Annotated in this window: 2 protein-coding genes and 2 pseudogenes; 1 reads left to right on the top strand and 3 read right to left on the bottom strand. The window is 39.3% G+C overall.

Features of this window, described 5'->3' with window-relative positions; all coding sequences use genetic code 11:
* Nucleotides 1-204: 204 nt before the first annotated feature.
* A pseudogene (locus IQ242_RS19635) lies at nucleotides 205-894 on the top strand (ISNCY family transposase).
* A gap of 31 nt (nucleotides 895-925) precedes the next feature.
* On the opposite strand, the pseudogene IQ242_RS19630 reads toward IQ242_RS19635, so the two are convergent.
* From IQ242_RS19630 to dndD, 3 genes and pseudogenes are all read right to left on the bottom strand, one after another.
* Nucleotides 926-1,078 (bottom strand): annotated as a pseudogene (locus tag IQ242_RS19630) (cupin domain protein); the annotation flags it as partial.
* A gap of 107 nt (nucleotides 1,079-1,185) precedes the next feature.
* Nucleotides 1,186-1,584, bottom strand: a complete 399-nt coding sequence (dndE, locus tag IQ242_RS19625) for a DNA sulfur modification protein DndE (protein ID WP_002765973.1) — start codon at nucleotides 1,582-1,584, stop codon at nucleotides 1,186-1,188.
* A gap of 307 nt (nucleotides 1,585-1,891) precedes the next feature.
* Nucleotides 1,892-3,597, bottom strand: a 1,706-nt coding sequence (gene dndD / locus IQ242_RS19620) for a DNA sulfur modification protein DndD (RefSeq protein ID WP_193961121.1), incomplete at its 5' end; no start/stop codon positions are given.

Genomic DNA, 3,597 nt, shown 5'->3' with positions numbered 1-3,597 from the left:
CCGTTCGGCAAAAGCTCACGGCCGAAGCCTTGAAAACTAGAGTTATCGAAAAAATTGGGTCTAAAACCTCGCCTTAAGGCGAAAATTTGGTAATGATTCGGTAGTAGTGGCGTAGCTATCTTGCTTACCTGGTATGAATTGTGTCAAATATTTATTAATAAAAATAATTGGAACCCGCTCAGTCTTTAACCCTCTAGCTTGCTCATGACTTTTCTGATAAATATCTTTTTCTGGCTCCTGTCTGGCTTACTCAAATATCAGTCTAGCACCGAACAAAGTACCCCCCCTAGTTCACCTCTATTCCCCTGTCAAGCGTTGTGGTTCTCACCCTACTATCAAGAATGGTTCTATTCCTAAGGGAAAACCCAAACGTCAAGGTAAAGAATGTGGTCAACCGTTTGTGATCAATCCCACTAATAAAACCGTCTCTGACGAAACCAAACAATTAATTGATCAACTCTTGCTCGAACGAATTTCTTGACGAGGAATTGCTAGAGTAACTGGAGTGAGTTGGTCATGGTTACAAAACTATGTTAATAATAAATTTAGCCAAGTTCCCCGCCAGGTATAGGTAACAGACAAACCTAAAGGCAAATTAATCATCGAAATTTCTGCTATGAGTTATTTACCCTGAGAGAAGCCGAAGGGTGGTCATTCGTATTTTGTCAGAAAATCAAGGTATATATTTGGTTAGCTATCGATAGAACTACGCGAGAAATTATTGGTGGCTATGCGCGGAGATAGGAGTCGTCAATCAGCCAAAAAACTTTGGGACAGTTTACCAGGTGTTTACCGACAATGCGCGGTTGCTTACACAGACTTTTGGGAGTCCTATAAGACAGTAATTCCCAGTAAACGTCATCGGCCGGTCGGGAAAAAAACTGGTCAAACTAATCCTATTGAAAGATTAAATAGGGTTTGCTGAATAATGGTAAAACCAGTCACTATAAGCTCCGTATTGACTGGCAAAGTCTTTGAGAACTTCATCAGTAGGTTGGAATTCTCCTTTTTCTAAAGCAAGTAAATAAGGGTGATTAATTGCTCGATGGCTTAGTGCTTCCTTGATTAAATTTTCCATTTTTTCTTATCCCCCGATAGTCGCCCCCTTTTTAAATACTATCACAAAATTGGCCAATTGTCGATAGCGTTTGAGATGCGCTCACCCAGAAAACAGAGCATTCTTGATTAAGATTCTCTGAGACTTTCTCTCTCTAATTCGATTAAATTATCGATTTTCTTTAGCTTGGTATCCCCAGCAAGATAACCGATCCCGCGATGTAAATGTAAGCGAAATTGTTGAGTTAGGGTTTCTTTATCGGTTCCTAATCCGTCTTGATGACAACGTTGTTTGAGGGCAATTAAGAAAATATCGGCCATTTCTCCCCCGAATACTTTCCAGGATAATTCTACATTGCTATCGGCAGGAATGGGAACGGGAGAGGGGAGACTCGGTTCGGCAAGGGAACGACAAAAAGCCCAACGACAGAGGATATTCCATTGGTCAATTTTGGTGTAGCGTTTTAATTTTATGAGGCTATCTTTGGCGGTTTGAGATAGTCGAAAACGTTCGATCGGTGATTCCATAATCTATAATTTTACCTCGCTCTGACTGATGATAAAATAGTTATTCATTCTCAATCCTGTTTAATAGGATAATGGGAAGTGGGGAGCTTTTTTTCAGTGATCAGTGATCAGTGATCAGTGATCAGTAATCAGTAATCAGTGAACTGATTCAAGTCTGTCTCAAACCCATCGGCTGCCGCTAAACTATTTTTTAAGTTCTCGTAGGAGTGAATATCGGCAAGCAAGGTTTCCTCTAGTTGGGTGACTGGTTGATTGGTGTTGAGTTAATTGGGGGAGGATTTTTTGGGAATTTATCTCGGTCATAATCTTACCAAAAGTAGCGGTCGGGGTGAATAGTGGTTTGACGTTGTTGGGAATTGTATTCTAGCAGGTATTTTCTGGCGATTACTTCCTGTTCTTCTAATAAGAGTAGCTCATTTTCTCCAATTTCTGTATCGGTAGAGAGGAGGATGACTTGAGAGGAAGCGGCGGGAAAATAACGTTCAACTAAATTATGGCGATGGGAAGAATCTAAACGTCCGAGGGGTGTATCGATAGCGATAGGTAAATCTCGTCCGGAGACTCGCGCTAATCCCCACAAAAAAGCGATCGCTAATAGTTGTTTTTCTCCGGCAGAAAGACGGTGTTTAGGCACATTTTGTCCATCGGGACCAAAGAGAGATAGACCAAAAGTATCAGCATCGATCGCTATTTTCTGCACCAGATCGGACTTATGCAATAAATAACGAAAACATTCCGCCACTTCTCCCTCTAATCTATTTAATTTTTTTAAAGTTAAGCGTTCCTTAAATACTTTTAAAGTTTGCTGTGCTTTGACAATAGCATTAACGATATGTTCGTTACTTTGCGATTCTAAAGCTTTCTCACTATAGGCAAATAATTCTTTTTTCGTTTTCTCAATTTTCTTTTTGATTTCCTCGTAATTTTTGTGGCTTTGCTCGTATTCTGCTTGAGCATTTAGATACTTTTTCTGAGCGGTTTTTAAGTTATTACTCAGGGTTTCGTATTCTTCGGGAGAGGCTGCTACTGCTAATTCTCGCTCTAAATTATCTAAGTCAGCTTCCAGATTTCTTAATTGTTCTATTGCTTGATGAGCGAGGTTAATTTGTGCCGGTAATTGATGGGTTAAGACTCGATTTAATAACTCGATCGCTTCCTCGTCTAAATCTAAGTAAGAAGTAACGAAAGAATCGTTATCCTCAGCTAAACACTGATTTTCTCGCTGTAAAAATTCCCTAATATTCTCTAATTGTTCTAAAGTTAAATTCAGTTGTTTTAAATAAGCCAGTAACTTTTTATCTCTGGACTCTAAAACCGATTGAGCGACTTTAGCTGATTGAAATTTTAGCTCTTTTTCTCCCTGAATTTTAGCGGCTTCTAGGAGAGGAAAAATTAACTTTAATGGTAATAACTCTCCCGCCAATTGACCTAAATATTCTCTCTGTTTATCTAACTTTTTATCTAAATCCTTTTTTCTGCTCTCTAATTGACTTCTTTCGGCGGCAATTTTGCCGCCATCAATGCGAAATTTATCCGAGACTGCATCAAAATCATTTCTAACCAAATCTAAATTTTTTTGCTGAGTTTCCATCTCTTGCCGAGCCAATTCTAAATCTTCTTGGTACTGGGCTAATTTTTTTTCGATCGCTTCAATAGTTGCCAGTTCATTTTCTGCTGCTAGTAACCGGCGCTTGCGACTAGCTAAAATATCGAGATCAACGGCTAATCTTTCCGCTAATTCTAACCCTAATAAAGTCTGCATCGAATCCTTAACGCTGTCAGGAGGTACATCCTGTTCTGCCAATTCTTTTACCTGTTCCCCATCAAATAAAAAGAGGTTAGAAATACCCAAAGGTAATAAAGTTTCAATATATTCATCCCAAGTGTTAGCTAAGGCAGGATCGGGCCAATCTTCATCTAAAATACCGAGGGTATCCTTACCATCTTTAGGCTGTTTTGTCCAGTATCTAACGATACGATATTGTCGCCATTGTTCATTAACTAGATGTTCAA

This window comes from Microcystis sp. LEGE 08355 (assembly GCF_015207185.1).
GTDB classification, from domain to species: Bacteria; Cyanobacteriota; Cyanobacteriia; order Cyanobacteriales; family Microcystaceae; genus Microcystis; species Microcystis panniformis.
The sequence above is the reverse complement of the archived record's forward strand: the minus strand, read 5'-3'. Positions and strand labels throughout refer to the sequence as shown.